Here is an 18,122-nt window from a genome sequence, read left to right on the forward strand (position 1 = left end):
CCGTGCCGTGGTCGCCGGGTGGCGGCCGCCGGATGGTGGCAGCCGTGTCGCGGCCGCCGTGCGCACGCCGGTCCTGTGACACGTACGGGCGGTACGGGCGTGACCCCCGTTCGGGTGAGCGGCGGGGCGGACCCCGGACGGACCCGCCCGCGCCGGAGCCGACCTGGGCGGCGCGCCCGCCGGGGGAGCCGGCCCCGCTCGCACGGCGCCGCACGCTCCCCGTACCCCCTACGCTCGTCCCATGCCACCCGCCAAGCGCCGCCCCCGCACCTATGACTTCCGGAAGACGAGCACCGCGCTCTTCGCCCAGTACGGGCTCGCCCGAGCGGCCGTGCGCGGGCTCGGCGAGAAGGACCTCGCGCTGCCCTCGGGCCTCGGCGAGTGGAGCGTCGCCGAGCTGGTCACGCACCTCGGCCTCACCCTGGAGTCCGTGACGCGCGCCGTCGAGGCCGCGCCGCCGGTCGGCCCGCAAGTGGCCCTCACGGACTGGCCGTTCACGACCGCTTCGCGAGCCGCGCTCAACGAGGAGCGGGTACGCGAGAAGGCCGCCGGGTTCGCGGGGCGCGCCGCGCTCGACGACTGGCTCGCCGAGACGGCGACGCGCGCCGACCAGGTGCTCGACGGCGTGCTCCCTGGTCGGCTCGTCGCCGCCCCGGCCGGGCCCATGACCCTCGCCGACTTCCTCGTCACCCGGTGCGTCGAACTCGTCGTGCACAGCGACGACGTGGCGCGCGCGACGGGCCATGAGGTGACGCTCGACCGGCAGGCGCTCGCCGCCTGCACGCGCCTGCTCGCCGACGCGCTCGCCGCCCGCGTCCCCGGCGCCTCCACGGAGGTACGGGTCCCGCCGTACGCCGTCGTGCAGTGCGTCGAGGGTCCCCGCCACACGCGCGGCACCCCGCCCAACGTCGTCGAGACCGACCCCCTCACCTGGATTCGCCTCGCCACCGGGCGCACCGACTGGGCGAGCGAACGCGCCGCGGCCAGGATCGCCGCGAGCGGCGAACGGGCCGACCTCTCCCCGTACTTGCCCCTGATGGGCTGACGCCCGCCCCGCACGGCGGGCACCCCCTCCCCACGGCACGGCAGTCACCCCGCCCCCACGGCACGGCAGTCCCCCCGCCCCCTCCGGCATGGGCGCCCCCCCGCACGGGCATCACCCCCGCCCCGCCACCGCCACCACCCCGCTCCCCGCCCCCACGATCCCCACGAACCCCGCGCCCCCCGGCTCCCCCCGCAGGAGCCGCCCCGCTTCCGCCGTCAACTCCCGTACCAGCACGGCCATGTGGTCCCCCGGCGGCTCCGGCGCCCTCACGAGCGCGAGCCGCGCGGCCGCCCGCTCGCCCGCGTCCCCGTACACCCCGAGCAGCGGCCGCACCCACGGCTCGTACGGCCCGAAGTCGCCTTCGTCCGAGGGCTGTTCGCCCGTCCGCAGCGAGACCGTGAGCCGCGCGAGCGCCGGGAGGCCCGCGGCGAAGCCCGGCATCCCGCAGCCGGGGAGCAGCGCCACCGCCTCCTCGTACGGCTCCCAGCCGCCGCCCGCGAGCGAGGCGCGCAGCGCGCGGAACCACGTCGTGAAGACCCGTACGAGCGGCAACGCGTGCCGTGCCGCCAGCGCGTCCGCCGCCGCGGCGCACTCCTCGGCGCCCGCGAAGTCCCCGAGCCCGCACCGCGCCTGCATCCGCACGAGGTGCCCGAGCACCTCGTGCGGTACGAGCCCGGCGGCCCGCGCCACCGCGACCAGCTCGGCCCCCAGCCCGTCCCGCCCCGCGTCCCCGCCCGCTCCCCTTCGCCTTCCCCGCGCGAGCACCGCGTCCCCCGCGAACCCCGTCGTCCCCGCGAACCCCGTCGTCCCCGCGAACTTCGCCCCCGCGAAGCTCTGCACGAAGACCCCGTTCAGCGCGAAGACCAGCAGCCCCGGGTCGCCCAGCCGCCGCGCCAGCGCCTCGGCCTCGCGCGCCGCGCGCACCGAGCGTGCCCCCGCGGCCGCGCCCCGCGACTCCACCGCCACGGTCGCGAGCAACCGCGCCCGCTCCGCCTCGCGCTCCCCCGGCAGCTCCCGCAGCGCGTCCTCCGCCGCCGCCACGAGGCGCGCCGCCTGCGCGGGTTCGTCCGCACGGGTCCACAGCGCGGGCACGTCGTAGACGCCGATGACCCGCGCGGTCAGCTCCGCGTCCCCGTACCGCCGCGCCTCGGCCACCGTCGCGAGCCGGTGCTCGCGCGCCGCGCTCAGCCCCTCGCCGCCCGTCACCGCCACGTCCCGCATGAGCCCGGCCGCCGTCCGCAAACGGCTGCGGTCGGCCGCGGGGAGCGCCCGCGCGTACGCCTCTGCCGCCCGCGCCCACACCTGCCCGCCGCCCACCGGGGCCGGGTCCAGGTGCGGGGCCTGCCGCAGGATGTCCTCCTCAAGCCGGGCAAGACGCGCCCCCGGCTCCATCCCCAGCCGGACCCCGAACATCCGCCGTGCCCGCCGCAGGACGGACAGTGCCTCCGCCTGACGGCCCGAGCGGTACAGCGCGAGCGCGAGGAGCCGCAGGCCCTCCTCACGCACCGGGTGGGCGGCGACGAACTCCTCCAGATCCGGTACGGCCCGCGCCGCGCCGCCCCGCGCGAGGAGCGCCGCCGCCCTGCGCTCCACGACGTGCAGCCGCAGCCCTTCGAGCCGCGCGGCCTCCGCGCGCGCCCACGGCGCTGCCGCCACGTCCGCGTACGCGGGGCCGCGCCACAGCGCGAGCGCCCCTTCCAGCGTCTCCACGAGACCGGGCGCGGCCTCGTCCGCCCCCGCCGCCCGCTCGAAGCGCCACGCGTCCACCTCACCCGCGGCCCGCAGCGCGTACCCGGGACCCTCCGTGACCAGCACCTTCGCCGCCGTCCTCGGCCGCCGCCCCGGTTCGAGCACGCGCCGCAGCGCCGCCACGAAGGTCCGTACCGCCCCCTCGGGATCGCCCGGCAGCGCCTCGCCCTCCCACAGGTCGGCGACGAGGCGCGGCAGCGGGACGACCTGGCGGCGCGCGACCAGGAGCCGCGCGAGCACCGCCCGCTGACGCGGCCCCCCGAGCCGTACCTCCGTCCCCCCTCCGTCGTACGCCGCGAGGGGACCCAGCACCGCGAAGTCCACCACCAGGACCACCTCCCACCCGCTCGCCCGTACTCATCCAGCGCTCATCCGCACCTCCGAGGCTGACACCACCGACCGACACCGAGCCCCGAAGGGACCCGCTCCATGCCCCCCGCCATCCCCGGTTTCGCCCACCACACCGTGCCCGTCGCCGACGGCGTCCGCCTGCACACCGCCGTCGGCGGCTCCGGCAGCCCCGTCGTGCTCCTGCACGGCTTCCCGCAGACCCACCTCATGTGGCGCGAGGTCGCCGCCGGTCTCGCGGCCGACCACACCGTGATCGTGCCCGATCTGCGCGGCTACGGCGCGAGCGACAAACCCGCCGAAACAGGCCCCGAGACGTACGCCAAGCGGACGATGGCGCAGGACATCGTCCGCCTTGCGCGGGAACTCGGCCACGAGCGTTTCGCCCTCGCGGGCCACGACAGGGGCGCCCTCGTCGCCTACCGCGCCGGACTCGACCACCCCGAGGCCGTGAGCCACCTGCTCTGCCTCGACGTCCTGCCGATCCTCGACTCCTGGGAGGCGATGCGCGGCACGAGCGCGGCCGTCGGCTTCCACCTGTACCTGATGGCGCAGCCCCCTGGCCTGCCCGAAACCATGATCGCCGCGAGCGCGGACGCCTTCTTCGGGTACTTCGTCGACGCCTGGGCGAAGAGCCCGCTCCCCGACGACGTCCGCGCCGCGTACCTCGCGGCGAGCCGCGCCGCCGTGCCCTCGATCGTCGCCGACTACCGGGCCTCCGCAGGGATCGACGTGGAGCACGACCGCGCCGACCGCGCGGCGGGCCGCCGCCTCGCGATGCCCGTCACCGTCCTCCAGCAGGACTGGGGCGCGGTGCTCGGCTACGACGCCGAGGCCGTGTGGCGCGCCTGGGCCCCCGACCTCGTCCACCGCACGACGGACGCGGGGCACTTCATGGCCGAGGAGGCACCGGACGAGGTGACGAAGGTGCTCAGGGAGCTGCTGGAACGGGGCTGACGACGTCGGGCGGCGCGCCCCCGGGACCGGACGCCGGTACGGAGCCGCCCCACGCCCGCCCCGCCTCGTACCCTCGCGCCACGCCGCTCACCGACACCGGCCTCACGCACTCCGCCGCTGTCTCGTCCTCGCCGCCGGGGTCCCTCGCGGCGGGGGACGAGCCCTTCGGGTCCGTCCTCGTGTCCGGCGGGGGCGAGGTGCTCGCCGAGGGGCGCAACGAGGTCGCGGGGGGGCGACCACACCCGGCACCCCGAGTTCGCCCTGGCGCGCTGGTCGGCCGCCCACCTCACGCCCGCGCCACGCTCCCACCTCACGCCCGCGGAACGCTCCCGCGCCACCGTGTACACGAGCGGCGAGCACTGCCCCGTGTGCGCGGCCGCCCACGGCCGGGTCGGTCTCGGCCGCAGCGTCCACGTCGCATCGTCCACCCGCTTCGGCGGCGCGGCTCGCCGGCCGGCTCACGGCATGGGGCCTGCCCGCCGCGCCCGTGGCGCCGCTGCCCGTCACCGCCGTCGTCCCCGGCGCCCTCGCCGAGGAGACCCGCGCCCGAGCTGACCCAGGAGATCCGCGCCCGAGCCGACCGAGGAGACCCGCGCCCGAGCCGACCGAGGAGACCCGCGCCCGAGCTGACCCAGGAGATCCGCGCCCTGCGCCACCGGGTCCACGTCCGCCCGTGACCGGCGCGGCACCTCGCGGCCACCGCCCCGACGTGAGACACCGCACACCCGCGCGCCCCCGCGGGCCCCCCGCGCCCCCGGCCCCGCGCCCACCCCCGCAGCCTCGCGCGTAGACCCCCTCCCACCTGCGGCATCACCGGGCCGCCTCGGCCCGCCCCGGCCCCGCGCACAGCGCGGGGAACGGCCGTCGTCGCAGGTCGAACCGCTCGCGCGAAGCGGAGTGACCCCGTCCCCAATTCGGACCAGTGCACGACCTCCCCTACACTCGAAGGCGTGCCAGTACGTGGTGACGGACTCCTTAATCACGATCTCCTCCCGGGCGAGAAGGGCCCCCAGGACGCTTGCGGCGTCTTCGGTGTCTGGGCTCCGGGCGAAGAGGTCGCCAAGCTCACCTACTTCGGGCTGTACGCCCTCCAACACAGGGGCCAGGAATCCGCGGGTATCGCGGTCAGCAACGGCTCCCAGATCCTCGTCTTCAAGGACATGGGACTCGTCTCCCAGGTCTTCGACGAGACCTCCCTCAGCTCACTCCAGGGCCACATCGCCGTGGGGCACGCGCGCTACTCGACCACCGGTGCCTCCGTGTGGGAGAACGCGCAGCCCACCTTCCGCGCGACCGCGCACGGCTCGATCGCCCTGGGCCACAACGGCAACCTCGTGAACACGGCGCAGCTCGCCGAGCTGGTCGCCGCGCTCCCCAAGGAGAACGGCCGCGCGACCCAGGTCGCCGCGACCAATGACACCGACCTCGTCACCGCGCTCCTCGCCGGGCAGACGGCGCAGGACGGCACCCCGCTCACCGTCGAGCAGGCCGCCCCGCGCGTCCTCCCGCACGTCAAGGGCGCCTTCTCGCTCGTCTTCATGGACGAGCACACGCTGTACGCGGCCCGCGACCCGCAGGGCATCCGCCCGCTCGTGCTCGGCCGCCTGGAGCGCGGCTGGGTCGTCGCGAGCGAGTCCGCCGCGCTCGACATCTGCGGCGCGAGCTTCGTCCGCGAGATCGAGCCGGGCGAAATGGTCGCGATCGACGAGAACGGCCTGCGCACGAGCCGCTTCGCGGACGCCAGGCCCAAGGGCTGCGTCTTCGAGTACGTGTACCTGGCGCGCCCCGACACCGACATCGCCGGGCGCAACGTCTACCTCAGCCGCGTCGAGATGGGCCGCCGCCTCGCGCGGGAGGCGCCCGTCGAGGCCGACCTGGTGATAGCGACGCCGGAGTCCGGGACGCCCGCCGCGATCGGCTACGCCGAGGAGAGCGGCATCCCCTTCGGCAACGGCCTGGTGAAGAACGCCTACGTGGGCCGCACCTTCATCCAGCCCTCGCAGACCATCCGCCAGCTCGGCATCCGCCTCAAGCTCAACCCGCTCAAGGAAGTCATCCGGGGCAAGCGCCTCGTCGTCGTCGACGACTCGATCGTGCGCGGCAACACGCAGCGCGCGCTCGTCCGGATGCTGCGCGAGGCCGGGGCCGCCGAGGTGCACGTGCGGATCTCCTCGCCGCCCGTGAAGTGGCCGTGCTTCTTCGGCATCGACTTCGCGACCCGCGCCGAGCTGATCGCGAACGGGATGACCCCCGACGAGATCGGCGCCTCGCTCGGCGCCGACTCGCTCTCGTACATCTCGACCGACGCGATGATCGAGGCGACGACGATCCCGAAGGACCGGCTCTGCCGCGCCTGCTTCGACGGCGAGTACCCGATGGAGCTGCCCGACCCCGAGCTGCTCGGCAAGCAGCTCCTGGAGACCGAGCTGGCCGCCGGAGTCGCCGAGCCCGCAGCGACCGAGGCCCTGCGCCGGCCCTGAGCCGGGCGAGGTGCCGGGGTACGGGCCGACGATGGCACGGCCCCCGGCACCGAAGGCGCGGGCCCACCCCACCCACCCCCGTACGCCCGCACCCGCCCGTACCCCGGCGGCCCGACGCCGCGCGTACGCGTGAGCCGTGACCGCAAGCCCGCGCGGAGAACCGCCGCCGCCCCGCAGACGAAAGACCTGAATGAGCATGTCTCCCACCCCCGCCCAGCCCACCGGCGCCTCGTACAAGTCGGCCGGTGTCGACATCGAGGCCGGTGACCTCGCCGTCGAGCTGATGAAGAAGTGGGTCGCCAAGGCCACCCGCCCCGAGGTCGTCGGCGGCCTCGGCGGCTTCGCCGGGCTCTTCGACGCCTCCGCGCTCAAGCGCTTCGAGCGCCCGCTGCTCGCCTCCGCGACCGACGGCGTCGGCACCAAGGTCGACCTCGCCCGCCGGCTCGGCGTGTACGACACGATCGGCCACGACCTCGTCGCGATGGTCATGGACGACATCGTCGTCTGCGGGGCCGAGCCGCTCTTCATGACCGACTACATCTGCGTCGGCAAGGTCCACCCCGAGCGCATCGCCGCCCTCGTCAAAGGCATCGCCGAGGGCTGCGTCCTCGCGGGCTGCGCCCTCGTCGGCGGCGAGACCGCCGAGCACCCCGGGCTGCTCGGCGCGGACGACTTCGACGTCGCGGGCGCGGGCACGGGAGCGGTCGAGGCCGACCGCGTCCTCGGCGCGGACCGGGTCCGCGAGGGCGACGTCCTGATCGCGATGGCCTCCTCGGGCCTGCACTCGAACGGCTACTCGCTCGTCCGGCACGTCCTGCTCGACCGGGGCGGCCTCTCGCTCGACCGCCGCTTCGAGGACTTCGGCCGCACGCTCGGCGAGGAACTCCTGGAGCCGACGAAGATCTACTCGCTCGACTGCCTCGCGCTGCTCCGTACGAGCGAGGTCCACGCCTTCTCGCACATCACGGGCGGCGGGCTCGCCGCGAATCTCGCGCGCGTCATCCCCGAGCACCTGCACGCGCGGCTCGACCGCGCCACCTGGGCGCCCGCACCCGTCTTCGACCTCGTGGGCCGTACGGGTGACGTGGTCCGCGAGGAGCTGGAGAAGACCCTCAACATGGGCGTCGGCATGATCGCCGCCGTGCCCGCCGAGGCCGTCGAGCCCGCGCTGGCGACCCTCGCCGACCGGGGTGTCGACGCCTGGATCGCCGGTGAGGTCGTGGCCAGGGGCGAGCACACCGAGGGCGCGGCCCTCGTCGGGGAGTACGCGAAGTGACACACGGGCGCGGCGGTCGCACGACGGCAGACCCGGGAAACCGGGTACCGTCGCGCGCCGCCGCGCCCGCGGTGCTGCTCTCGGTGTTGATTCACCACCACGACGTACGGGACGACTCCGCCGACCACATCGGAGTGCCGCCGCTACCGCTCGGGGACAGCAGTAAACCCGGTCCGGGTCGATGCCCGGACCGGGTACCGCGAGACCGCGAGGTCAAGCGTCGTGGTGGCGGGAGGAGGACGGAGAATGCCCGTCCGCTTCATCCTCGTCGTCGTCGGCGTCGTAACGATCCGCGTACTGCGCGTACGGGTCGTCTTCCTCGTCGTCCTCGAACGGCTTGCCGTTCGGAGGCTGACTCGACGTCGAAGCGCCCAGCTCGTTGGCCAGACGTGCAAGATCAGTCCCACCGCTGTTGTACTTCAGCTGGCGGGCGACCTTCGTCTGCTTGGCCTTGGCCCGGCCGCGCCCCATGGCTCGACCCCCTCGGTGACGGGGCTCGACGGCCCCAGAGTCTTGACACGCGTTCATGTATCAGGGACGGCACTCCGTGATGAGAGGCCGTGCCCGTAGTGGTTCCACGGTACCTGCTCCGACGGGCATCCGGTACGCCGCCTGGTACGGCGGGGCCGCCGAAAGGGCGGTACGGGTGACTGTCGTCGCTGGTCAACGGCGATTTTAGCCTTATCTCGCGAGGCGACCCGCCGGGAGGTGAGTTCCGTCTCCCGGGGCTTGGCCGCCGACCTCGCTCCTCACGCGCCGGAGAGGCTGGATGTCGCGGGACCCGGCACCCTGGCCGCGCCCTTCGCCATCCGCTCCTCAGCGATGCGGTCCGCCGCCACGGCCGGCGGGACGCCGTCCTCCTTCGCGGTCGCGAAGACTTCGCGGACCGTTTCGTAGATGTTCGCCGTCTTCGCCTTGCACGCGTCGAAGTCGAAACCCCCGCCCTGCTCCGCCGCCACCTGGATGACGCCTCCCGCGTTCACGACGTAGTCGGGCGCGTAGAGGATGCCCCGGTCGGCGAGGTCCTTTCCGACGCCGGGGTGGGCGAGCTGGTTGTTCGCCGCTCCGCAGACGAGGCGCGCCGTCAGGGCGGGCAGGCTCGCGTCGTCGAGCGCCCCGCCGAGGGCGCACGGCGCGTAGACGTCGAGTCCCTCCGTACGGATCAGGGCCTCCGTGTCCGCGACGACCCTGACCCGCCCCGCGTGCCGCGCGGCCACGTCCCGTACCGCCGCCTCGCGCACATCGGTCACGATGACCTCGGCGCCGTCCTCGACGAGGTGGTCCACGAGGTGGTGCCCGACCTTGCCGACGCCCGCGACCCCGACCGTCCGCCCGGCGAGCGTCGGGGCGCCCCACAGCTCGGCCGCTCCCGCCCGCATCCCCTGGAAGACGCCGTAGGCCGTGAGCACCGAGGAGTCGCCCGCGCCGCCGTTCTCCGGGGAGCGGCCCGTCGTCCACGGGTTGGTCCGTGCCACGACGTCCATGTCCGCGACGTACGTGCCGACGTCGCACGCCGTCACGTACCTGCCACTGAGCGAGGCGACCGCGCGCCCGTAGGCGAGGAGCAGCTCCTCCGTCTTCTCGCGCGCCGGGTCGCCGATGATGACGGCCTTGCCGCCGCCCTGCCGCAGTCCGGCCATCGCGTTCTTGTACGACATGCCGCGCGAGAGCCGCAGCGCGTCGGCGAGCGCGTCGGCCTCGTTCGCGTAGGCGTGGAAACGGGTGCCGCCGAGCGCGGGCCCGAGCGCGGTGGAGTGGACGGCGATGATCGCCCTGAGGCCGCTGGCGCGGTCCTGGCAGAGCACGACCTGCTCGTGCCCGCCGGCGTCGCCCGCGGTGGTTTCGGGGTGGAAGAGGCCGTGCAGAACGCCGTTGTCCGTGTCGGTCACTGTGGTGACTCCTCGATGGTGAAGTCGCTTGCGCCGCCGCGTGTGTGCGGGGGCGAACGTCCCGCCCCCGAGGGGTGGTGGGGACGGTCCGGCATGAGCGTAGGACGTACGGGGCCGCCCCGCGCGGGACGTGGCGGGGATCACCCGGGAGGGGGAGGGGCCCGCGTGGCACGATGGGCGGGACGGCGTTGTCGCCGGGGTGCCCCCGCGGGTTTTCCCCGCGCGGGACCGGGGAGGGAGGAAGGGTGCCCAAGGTGTCCTCGCTGAGCGTCCCGTACGCCGCCTACCTCCGTGTCTACGAGCCGCTCGCCGCCTTCCCCAGGCCCGAGCGCGACTACTGGGAACAGTACGCGCAGAGCGCCGAACTCCCGTCCTGTCAGGACGAGTTGCGCCGCTCGCTGGCCGACCTGCTGCCCACCCCGCCGGTGGTGGTCCCCGTCCACGAGAGCGGGGACGCCTTCGTCGCCGACGTGGACGGGGTCGTGTGCGTGTGCCCCTGGCGGACCCGGCTGCGCGGCTGGCAGGCGCTGGGCGCCCTCGCCGAGGAGCTGCCCGCGCCGGTGCTCGACGCCGCGCTGCCCGAGGTCGTGCGCAAGCAGGCGATGGCCGATTTTGATCGGTGGCTCACCCGGAATCCGGATGCGCGGCCGTGGATTCGTACGGGCCGCTGGCAGGTCCCGCTGAGCTGGTTCGCGCTCGTCGCCGACGCCGAGCGCGAGTGGCGCCCCGAGCTGCCCAGGCTCCGCTACCGCACGCCGATGGTCGAGGCGCGCCGCCGCGTCGCGCGCGGACTCAAGGCGCTGCGGGACGCGGTCGAGGAGGGCGCGCTCATCGACGGGCTCATCGACGTCGGCAGCTGGCTGGAGGACTTCCACCCGCGCTCGCTCGTCGAGCTGGACTACGGCGGGCTCGTCCACGCGCTCACGGCCGACGGTCTGGACGAGGACCACTCGGCCGCCGACATGGCGGGGGCCCTCGCGGGGCTGCGGGACGACGACCCCGAGGCGGCGGCCGAGGCCTACGGGCGGCTCGTGGACCGGTGGCGCGCGGTGCGCGAGCGACAGTTCGCGAACTGAGCCCTTCCCCCGGGGCGCGGTCCCCGTGCGTAGCCTTCACTCCGGCGTACGCCGTGAACCCTTCCGAGTCCATCCGCGTGCAAGGGAGTTGACGGCCACGTCCGGCGCGGCGCCAGATCGGGGCAAGCGGGGTGATCCGTGACGGATCGCACGTAGGGGGCCCCTTGCGGCCTTCCCCCCTCCTCGTGCCAAAATAGGACAAGGAGCCCTGCGCGGGCTCCTTCCGTTCGCTTGTGGGCGGTTTGTCGTGTCTCGTCCGGGAAAGTACTTTCGTGGGCGACGTCGTGGTCGGCGATCTTGCTGTGACTGATCGTTACGGAGGGGTAACTGTCCGCTATGGCACGGTCCATCGGCTTCCGTCGCTGATGGCCGTCTGAGAGGGCAATTCCATCGGTTTGGCCGACGCGGCTGGACGGATGGTGTAGTTGTAGTGCCGAGGACAAGCCGTTCGTCCTATAACCGACTCGACCTTCGTCCGCCCATTTCGGGCAACGCGGGTCAAGGTGCAGAATTTAGAGGAATGAACCGAGAAGGTTCGGTTCTCCCGAGGAGGCCGCTCATGACCGCTCGCACCCCTGATGCCGAGGCCCTGCTGACCCCGGCTGAGGTCGCCACGATGTTCCGCGTCGACCCCAAGACGGTCACGCGCTGGGCGAAGGCCGGCAAGCTCACGTCGATCCGCACGCTCGGCGGGCACCGCCGTTACCGCGAGGCCGAGGTTCGCGCCCTGCTGGCGGGTATCCCCCAGCAGCGCAGCGAGTCCTGATCGCGCGGCGAAACGGGCTCTACCGGGCGTTTCGGGTCCCCAAACCCGTTCCGCCCCGCTTCACAGCTTCATATCCGACGTCGGCCGCCTGCCCCAACAGGCGTCCTTGCCGCAAGTCTTGGGTACGTCATTGGCCGCGCTGGACTCCGCCGGGTCCAGCGCGGTTTTTTGCTGCCCGTACGCGGTCGCGGGCGGGCCTGCGGGTGCGTCCGCACGCGCGTGCCGCTGCGCTCGCGGGTGTGTGAGCGGGTGTGCGAGCGGGCGCCCCCGCCCCCGGCGCGGCTTCGGGGAATGCCCTGTTCCGGTTTCAGGTGTGCGGAAGTGTGCGGACCGGGTGCTCGGGCCGGTGGTCCGCGGGGGGTGGCGTGCCAAAGTGTGCGGTCGTGCCGGGGGAGTATTCACCTCTCTGCATGACGGTGCAATTGCACATATTAAATTGACCCCATGTAGGCGTGGGTTAAGTCCGACCTGTCCGCAAAGAAATTCCGTGACACCCGTCACACAGCGAACTTCTTGTCACCTGTGCGCACGGTGAGTTAGTGGGGTGAAGCCCTCCTCTCGGGCCCCGCGGGACCTTCTCCGCAGTGGGGGAGAAGGCCTATCAGCCCGCGCGCCCTGAAGGGGCTTCTCCCGCTGCGACATCACTCGTTGGGGGGAATTCGCGTGCGGTGCGCCCCCGGGCCCTCCAGGGGGCGCTCAGAGCCTCCGGGGTACCGCTTACGGATTACTCGTGCGTAAGGCGACCGGTCAAGGCAAGACTTGGTCAGCCGAGGGCAAGGAGCGGTCAACTACCCGCGTCCGGCTGGGCGCACACGGGCGCGCGGGCACGGGCGGGCGTGCGGGCATACGTGGGCACGCCGTCATGCGCGGGCGCGCACCGGCACAGCGGGCGTGGGCGGGCACAGCGGGCGTGGGCGGGCGCGCGCGGGCGCACGGAAAAGGCCCGCCACCGAAGTGACGGGCCTTCTGCTGCGGTCCTGACGGGATTTGAACCCGCGGCCTCCACCTTGACAGGGTGGCGAGCACTCCAAACTGCTCCACAGGACCAGAAGCGGCGCCTTCGCGGTGGTGCACCGCGCTGGGCTGCGAGAAGGACTCTACAGCAGCCCGGGGGCCCTGGTCGAACTCGCTGTCCGTGAGTGCCCGCTCACGGCGCCACCGCGTCGATCGCCTTCACGATCCGCTTGTCCGAGACCGGGTACGCCGTCCCCAGCGCGTGCGCGAAGTAGCTGACCCGCAGCTCCTCGATCATCCACCGGATGTCCCGCGCCGCCTGCGGCACCGGGCGCCCCTGCGGGAACTGCTCCAGGAGCCACAGGTACTCGTCGCGCATCTCGCGGACCTTCTCCATCCGCGTCGTGTCCCGCTGCGCGTTCGCCGGCATCTGCTGCACGCGCCGGTCCACCGCCCGCAGGTAGCGCAGCAGATCGGACAGGCGCATGAGCCCCGCCTCCGTCACGAAACCCGGGTGGACGAGCCCGTCGAGCTGTTCGCGCACATCCGCCAGGTTCGCGAGCAGCGCGGGGGAACGGGTGCTTTTCAGCCGTCTTTCGCACGCCTGCCAGGCCGCGACGACCTGCTGCACGGCCGCGACCGCGTTGACGGTCGTGTCCACGATCCCGGCCCGCACGAACTCGTACAGCTTCCGGTACCCCGCCTCGTCCCACGCCGGGCCGCCCGCGCGCTCCATGAGCCGGTCGGCCGCCGCCGTCGCGCAGTCGGCGAAGAGCGCCTGCATCGAGCCGTGCGGGTTCGCCGAGAGCGCGAGCTTCTGCGGGTTGGTGAGCTTGTCCTGCGCGAACTTCGCGGGATTCACGGGGATGTTGCGCAGGATCAGCCGCCGCGTCCCGCGCCACATCGCCGCGCGCTGCTCCTCCTCGGTGTCGAAGAGCCGCACGCCCACCGTGTCGCCCTCGTCCACGAGCGCCGGGTACGCCTTCACCGGCTGCCCGCCGCGCCGCGTCTCGAAGACCTTGCTCAGCGTCCCGATGTCACCCCAGTCGGTGAGCCCCTTCCGCTCGATCGACGCCTGCCCCGTACGCTCCGCGCTCGCCGCTGCCGCCCGCGACAGCGCCTGCCGCGCCTTGGGCCGCAGCCGGTCGCGCAGCGCGTCGAGGTCCTTGTCCTCGGCGAGCTTCCTGCGCCGCTCGTCGACGATCCTGAACGTGATCTTGAGGTGGTCGGGGACCTTCGCGACGTCGAAGTCCTCCGCCGTGACCGGTACCCCGACCATCTGCTGGAGGCCCTTCGCGAGCGCCGTGGTGAGCGGCGCGCTCAGCGGGCTCGCCTGCGCGAGGAACCGCTGCGCGAAGTTCGGCGCGGGCACGTAGTTGCGGCGGACGGGCTTCGGCAGCGAACGGATCAGCTCCGTCACCAAGTCCTCGCGCAAGCCGGGGATCTGCCAGTCGAAGCCCTCCGCGGTGACCTGGTTGAGCACCTGGAGCGGTACGTGCACGGTCACCCCGTCCGCGTCCGCGCCCGGCTCGAACTGGTACGTCACACGGAAGTCGAGCCGCCCCTGCCGCCACCGGTCCGGGTAGTCGTCCTTCGTGATGCCGCGCGCCGCGTCCGTGAGCAGCATCGAGCGCTCGAAGTCGAGGAGTTCGGGCTCCTCCTGGCGCTTGCGCTTCCACCACGAGTCGAAGTGCGCGCCCGAGACGACGTGCGCGGGCACCCGCTCGTCGTAGAAGTCGTACAGCGCCTCGTCGTCCACGACGATGCCGCGCCTGCGCGCCCGGTGCTCCAGCTCCTCGACCTCGGTGAGCAGCCGCCTGTTGTCGGCGAAGAACTTGTGGTGCGTACGCCAGTCGCCCTCCACCAGCGCGTTGCGGATGAACAGCTCGCGCGAGGTCTCCGGGTCGATCCGCCCGTAGTTCACCTTGCGCTGGGCGGCGAGCGTGACGCCGTACAGCGTCACCTTCTCGTACGCCATCACGGCCGCCTGGTCCTTCTCCCAGTGCGGCTCGCTGTACGTGCGCTTCACGAGGTGCGCGCCGAGGCGCTCGGCCCACTCCGGCTCGATCCGCGCGTTGACGCGCGCCCACAGCCGCGAGGTCTCGACCAGCTCCGCGCTCATCACGTACCGCGGCGGCTTCCTGAAGAGCGCCGAGCCGGGGAAGACCGCGAACTTCGCGCCGCGCGCGCCGAGATACTCGTTCCCGCCGCCCCGCCGCTTGTCCTTCTGCGCCGGGTCCTTCGCCGTGGACTCCTTCACGTCCTTCATGCCGATGTGCGAGAGCAGCCCCGCGAGCAGCGAGACGTGCACCTGCTCCGGCGGCGCGTCGTCCGTGTTGATGTTCAGGCCCAGCTGCTGCGCCACCGAGCGGACCTGCGCGTAGATGTCCTGCCACTCCCTGATCCGCAGGTAGTTCAGGAACTCGTTCTTGCACATCCGCCGGAAGGCCGAGGACGACAGCGCCTTCTGCTGCTCGCGGATGTACGTCCACAGGTTGAGGAAGGCGAGGAAGTCGCTCGTCTCGTCCTTGAAGCGCGCGTGGAACTGGTCGGCCTGCGCCTGCTTCTCGCTCGGCCGCTCGCGCGGGTCCTGGAGCGAGAGGGCCGCCGCCACCACCATGACCTCGCGCACGCACCCGTTGCGGTCCGCCTCCAGGACCATCCGCGCCAGCCGCGGGTCCACGGGCAGCTGCGCGAGCCTGCGGCCCGTCTGCGTGAGCCGCTTGCGCGGGTCCTTCTGCTCCGGGTCGAGCGCCCCCAGCTCCTGGAGGAGCTGCACACCGTCACGGATGTTGCGGTGGTCCGGCGGGTCGATGAACGGGAACTTCTCGATCTCGCCGAGCCCGGCCGAGGTCATCTGGAGAATGACCGACGCCAGGTTCGTACGGAGGATTTCCGCGTCCGTGAACTCCGGGCGCGCCGCGAAGTCCTCCTCCGAGTACAGCCGGATGCAGATGCCGTCCGAGGTACGCCCGCAGCGGCCCTTGCGCTGGTTCGCGCTCGCCTGCGAGATCGCCTCGATCGGCAGCCGCTGCACCTTCGTACGGGCGCTGTAGCGCGAGACGCGCGCCGTACCCGGATCGATCACGTACTTGATGCCGGGCACCGTGAGGCTCGTCTCGGCGACGTTCGTCGCGAGGACGATACGGCGCGCGCTGTCGCCCGGGGACCGCTTGAAGACCCGGTTCTGCTCCGCGTGCGAGAGCCGCGCGTACAGCGGCAGGACCTCGGTGAACGGGAACTTCTTCTTCTCCAGCGCGTCCGCCGTGTCCCTGATCTCGCGCTCCCCCGAGAGGAACACCAGGACATCGCCGCTCGGCTCGCGCCGCAGCTCCTCGACCGCGTCGATGATCGCCGTGACCTGGTCGCGGTCCGGCTCCTCGCTGTCCTCGGCGAGCAGCGGCCTGTACCTCACCTCGACCGGGTACGTGCGGCCCGAGACCTCGACGATCGGGGCGTCGCCGAAGTGCCGCGAGAAGCGCTCGGGGTCGATCGTCGCCGACGTGATGATGACCTTCAGATCAGGGCGCCGGGGCAGGAGTTGGGCGAGGTAGCCGAGGAGGAAGTCGATGTTGAGGCTGCGCTCGTGCGCCTCGTCGATGATGATCGTGTCGTACGCGCGCAGCTCGCGGTCCGTCTGGATCTCGGCGAGCAGGATGCCGTCCGTCATCAGCTTGACGTACGTCCCGCGGCTGACCTGATCGGTGAACCGCACCTTCCAGCCGACCGCCTCGCCGAGCGGCGTGTCCAGCTCGCTCGCGACGCGCTCGGCGACCGTACGGGCCGCGAGCCTGCGCGGCTGCGTGTGCCCGATCATGCCGCGCACACCGCGCCCCAGCTCCAGGCAGATCTTCGGGATCTGCGTCGTCTTGCCCGAACCGGTCTCGCCCGCGACGATCACGACCTGGTGGTCGCGGATCGCTTCCGCGATCTCGTCCTTCTTGCCGCTGACCGGGAGCTGCGGCGGATAAGCGACCTCCGGCACCCGGGCGGCGCGCTCGGCGAGGCGCTCCTCGGCCTTGGTGATCTCCGCCGTGATCTCGGCGAGTACGGCGCTCCTCGCCTCGGGCTTGCGCATCCGGCGGGTGCCGTCGAGCCTGCGCCCGAGCCGGTGCGCGTCGCGCGGCGGGAGAAGAGCGATACGGGGCGCGAGATCCGCGCTGGTGGGGGCGGGGGCAGGCGAAGTGGACATACCACGTTCAGTATCGCACCCGGGGGAGCGGCGCGGCGAACGGTTATCGGGGCGAGGGGCTCCTCGCGGTGCTCGGCGCGGGGGCGGCACGGTGCGTGAGGCGGGTACTGATCCGGCTCGTTCCCCTCGCGCCACGGGGGCCCGCCGTGGGGCGTACTGCCGCGGGGCCCGTCTCCGTTGACGTCGCGGACGTGTGCCCGCCCGGAAGGACACGGCGACCAGGGGCCGGCCGCCGCCGGGAGCGGGCCGCCGCCCTCCACTGACCCGCGGGCACGACAAAGGGCCCCGGTCGTCTCCGACCGGGGCCCTTCACGCGGTGGCTGGGGCCGGGATCGAACCGGCGACCTATCGCTTTTCAGGCGATCGCTCGTACCAACTGAGCTACCCAGCCACGCAACCTCGCGGTTGCAGCGGTCCTGACGGGATTTGAACCCGCGGCCTCCACCTTGACAGGGTGGCGAGCACTCCAAACTGCTCCACAGGACCTCGACGTACGTTTCCGTACGGCAAAGCGTGCCCCCAACGGGATTCGAACCCGTGCTACCGCCTTGAAAGGGCGGCGTCCTGGGCCACTAGACGATGAGGGCTAATTGGCCCGCCTGGGCGCTTCGCAGCGCGTCGGGGACGTGAGAAGCATATGGGATGGGGGGAGGGTTCGCCAAAACGGTTTCCCGGAGGGGGCGGATCGGCCGGGCGCGGGGCTGCCGGTGCCGCCGTCCGTACCGGCGACGCGGAGCCCCCGCCGGCCTCTCAGCCCCTCACCCCCACCCCAGCTCGTGCAGCCGCTCGTCATCGATCCCGAAGTGGTGCGCCACCTCGTGCACCACCGTCACGGCGACCTCCTCCACGACCTCGTCCTCCGTCGCGCAGTACCGCAGCGTCGGTCCCCGGTAGATGGAGATCCGGTCGGGGAGCACGCCCGCGTACCACTCGCCGCGCTCGGTCAGGGGGGTGCCCTCGTAGAGGCCGAGGAGCCCGGGGTCATCGGCGGGGGGTTCGTCCTCGACGAAGACGGCGACGTTGTCCATGACCCGGGTCAGCTCGGGCGGGATCGTGTCGAGCGCCTCGGCGACCAGTTCCTCGAAGCGGTCCTCGCTCATCTCCAGCACGCCGCCATTGTGCGCGACGCGCGCCCGCCGTGTCCTGCGCGGCCCCAGGGGAGTTGGGCACGGCGTACCCGCCGTCCCGCGCCACCGGAGGTCCTTCCGTGCGCCACTTCCCCGTCCCCCTGCGGCTCGCCGCCGTCCTCGCAGCGACCCTGGCAGGGACCGGCTGCATGAACGTCGGTGACGACCCGGCCGGCTCCGCGAGCCCGGGTGCCACCGCGGGCGTCGCCCACGAGTCGCCCGACAGCGGCGGCGGTACGGGAACGCTGCGCGCCGTGCCGCAG

General features: G+C 73.1%; 11 protein-coding genes, 4 tRNA genes and 1 pseudogene. 7 read left to right on the top strand and 9 right to left on the bottom strand.

Going from position 1 to position 18,122, the window contains the following annotated elements; genetic code table 11:
* The first annotated feature begins 241 nt into the window (after positions 1–241).
* Complete coding sequence (locus ACQYWQ_RS16025; RefSeq protein WP_431035365.1) at positions 242–1,045, top strand: sterol carrier family protein; 804 nt, start codon at positions 242–244, stop codon at positions 1,043–1,045.
* Between the two features lie 111 nt (positions 1,046–1,156).
* Here the strand turns inward: ACQYWQ_RS16025 and ACQYWQ_RS16030 are convergent, their stop codons facing one another.
* Positions 1,157–3,124, bottom strand: a complete 1,968-nt coding sequence (locus ACQYWQ_RS16030) for a BTAD domain-containing putative transcriptional regulator (RefSeq protein ID WP_431039212.1) — start codon at positions 3,122–3,124, stop codon at positions 1,157–1,159.
* A gap of 99 nt (positions 3,125–3,223) precedes the next feature.
* Between ACQYWQ_RS16030 and ACQYWQ_RS16035 the strand changes: the two genes are divergently transcribed.
* From ACQYWQ_RS16035 to purM, 4 genes and pseudogenes are all read left to right on the top strand, one after another.
* Positions 3,224–4,099, top strand: coding sequence for an alpha/beta fold hydrolase (locus ACQYWQ_RS16035; RefSeq protein ID WP_431035366.1), 876 nt, complete (start codon positions 3,224–3,226; stop codon positions 4,097–4,099).
* Positions 4,100–4,208: 109 nt separating this feature from the next.
* A pseudogene (locus ACQYWQ_RS16040) lies at positions 4,209–4,668 on the top strand (nucleoside deaminase); the annotation flags it as partial.
* Positions 4,669–5,049: 381 nt separating this feature from the next.
* Entirely contained in the window at positions 5,050–6,579 is a 1,530-nt protein-coding gene (purF, locus tag ACQYWQ_RS16045) for an amidophosphoribosyltransferase (protein WP_431035367.1), read from the top strand.
* Between the two features lie 196 nt (positions 6,580–6,775).
* Positions 6,776–7,855 carry a phosphoribosylformylglycinamidine cyclo-ligase gene (gene purM, locus ACQYWQ_RS16050; protein ID WP_431039213.1) on the top strand — a complete coding sequence of 360 codons (1,080 nt, stop codon included), beginning with the start codon at positions 6,776–6,778 and terminating at the stop codon, positions 7,853–7,855.
* A gap of 213 nt (positions 7,856–8,068) precedes the next feature.
* Here the strand turns inward: purM and ACQYWQ_RS16055 are convergent, their stop codons facing one another.
* Entirely contained in the window at positions 8,069–8,326 is a 258-nt protein-coding gene (locus ACQYWQ_RS16055) for a DUF3073 domain-containing protein (RefSeq protein ID WP_431035368.1), read from the bottom strand.
* Positions 8,327–8,604: 278 nt separating this feature from the next.
* A complete protein-coding gene (locus ACQYWQ_RS16060; RefSeq protein ID WP_431035369.1) occupies positions 8,605–9,744 on the bottom strand; it encodes a Leu/Phe/Val dehydrogenase in 1,140 nt (379 codons plus the stop codon).
* Positions 9,745–9,989: 245 nt separating this feature from the next.
* Here ACQYWQ_RS16060 and ACQYWQ_RS16065 point away from each other — a divergent pair, with 245 nt between their 5' ends.
* Positions 9,990–10,820, top strand: a complete 831-nt coding sequence (locus tag ACQYWQ_RS16065; RefSeq protein WP_431035370.1) for a hypothetical protein — start codon at positions 9,990–9,992, stop codon at positions 10,818–10,820.
* A gap of 559 nt (positions 10,821–11,379) precedes the next feature.
* On the top strand, positions 11,380–11,586 hold the full coding sequence (bldC, locus tag ACQYWQ_RS16070; protein WP_007824215.1) for a developmental transcriptional regulator BldC: 207 nt from the start codon (positions 11,380–11,382) through the stop codon (positions 11,584–11,586).
* A gap of 972 nt (positions 11,587–12,558) precedes the next feature.
* Here bldC and ACQYWQ_RS16075 read toward each other — a convergent pair.
* The 6 genes from ACQYWQ_RS16075 to ACQYWQ_RS16100 form a co-directional block, all read right to left on the bottom strand.
* A tRNA-Asp gene (locus tag ACQYWQ_RS16075) sits at positions 12,559–12,633 on the bottom strand.
* Positions 12,634–12,733: 100 nt separating this feature from the next.
* Positions 12,734–16,732, bottom strand: a complete 3,999-nt coding sequence (gene hrpA / locus ACQYWQ_RS16080) for an ATP-dependent RNA helicase HrpA (protein ID WP_431035371.1) — start codon at positions 16,730–16,732, stop codon at positions 12,734–12,736.
* Between the two features lie 317 nt (positions 16,733–17,049).
* Positions 17,050–17,123: transfer RNA gene (locus tag ACQYWQ_RS16085), tRNA-Phe, on the bottom strand.
* A gap of 20 nt (positions 17,124–17,143) precedes the next feature.
* Positions 17,144–17,218: transfer RNA gene (locus ACQYWQ_RS16090), tRNA-Asp, on the bottom strand.
* 28 nt (positions 17,219–17,246) lie between these two features.
* Positions 17,247–17,319, bottom strand: a tRNA-Glu gene (locus tag ACQYWQ_RS16095).
* A 171-nt stretch (positions 17,320–17,490) separates the two neighbouring features.
* On the bottom strand, positions 17,491–17,841 hold the full coding sequence (locus tag ACQYWQ_RS16100) for a metallopeptidase family protein (protein WP_431035372.1): 351 nt from the start codon (positions 17,839–17,841) through the stop codon (positions 17,491–17,493).
* Between the last annotated feature and the right edge of the window lie 281 nt (positions 17,842–18,122).

It is taken from the genome of Streptomyces sp. P6-2-1, from assembly GCF_050613165.1.
GTDB lineage: Bacteria > Actinomycetota > Actinomycetes > Streptomycetales > Streptomycetaceae > Streptomyces.